Origin of the sequence: Streptomyces phytophilus (genome assembly GCF_013870535.1) — a bacterium.
In the GTDB taxonomy this organism is placed as follows: Bacteria; Actinomycetota; Actinomycetes; order Streptomycetales; family Streptomycetaceae; genus Streptomyces; species Streptomyces phytophilus.
The window spans coordinates 1-1,092 of the sequence record NZ_JACBXC010001666.1; the positions used below are offsets into that span (position 1 = coordinate 1).

A 1,092-nucleotide genomic window follows, 5' to 3' on the forward strand; every position below is an offset into this window, starting at 1 on the left:
GAGTCCATCGGCTTGCCGAAGGTCTCCAGGCCGGTGACGACCGTCTCCACCTCCGCGCCGAGCACCTGCACCCGGTCCCCGACGCGCACCGTGCCGCGCTCGACGGCGCCGGTGACGACCGTCCCGCGGCCGGTGATGGTGAGCACGTTCTCCACCGGCAGCAGGAACGGCGCGTCCAAGTGCCGCTCGGGCATGGGCACGTAGGTGTCCACCGCGTCGAGCAGTTCCACGACCGCCTCGGTCCACGCCGGGTCGCCGGCGAGCGCGCGCAGCCCGGAGACCCGGACCACGGGCACCTCCTCGCCCGGGTAGCCGTGCTTGGTCAGCAGCTCGCGGACCTCCAGCTCGACGAGGTCGGTCAGCTCCGGGTCGCCGGCGTCGGCCTTGTTGAGCGCGACGACCACGTGCCGTACGCCCACCTGCCGGGCGAGCAGCGCGTGCTCCGCGGTCTGCGGCATGACGCCCTCGACCGCGGAGATCACCAGGATCGCGCCGTCGAGCTGGGCCGCGCCCGTGACCATGTTCTTCACGAAGTCGGCGTGGCCGGGCATGTCGACGTGCGCGTAGTGGCGGGTCGCCGTCTCGTACTCGACGTGCGCGATGTTGATGGTGATGCCGCGCACCGCCTCCTCCGGCGCCCGGTCGATGCGCTCGAACGGGACGAAGGTGCCGGTGCCGCGGTCGCTGAGCACCTTGGTGATGGCGGCCGTCAGCGTGGTCTTGCCGTGGTCGACGTGCCCCATCGTGCCGATGTTGACGTGCGGCTTCGTGCGCACGTACGCCTGCTTGGGCATGGTTCTTCCTCGCGGATCGCAGTGGCTGCGCGGACCCCGGGCCGGGCCGGCCCTCCCCCGCTGGGGTCCGCTGGTGCGATCACGGGAAGGGGCGGATTCGGGCGCCGTCGGCTGCGGCTGCCGGCACTGCTGCGAGTGCTGCCGGCACAGCCTTCGGCGCGTCCGCGGCTGCGGACGTGTGCGCGAGGAAGGCGTACCGGAACATGCCCCCATGATCGGGTACGGACCGGCTGCCCGTCGAACGGTTTTCGGCCGCCCACGGCGCCGGCGGGCGGTGTGCGTGCCCGGACCGGCGGGG

General features: G+C 72.9%; 1 protein-coding gene. It reads right to left on the reverse strand.

Translation table 11 applies throughout. The features are described 5' to 3' along the window. The coding region (locus tag H5J30_RS35080) for a GTP-binding protein (protein WP_181791836.1) at positions 1-794 on the reverse strand (794 nt) is incomplete at its 3' end. Between the last annotated feature and the right edge of the window lie 298 nt (positions 795-1,092).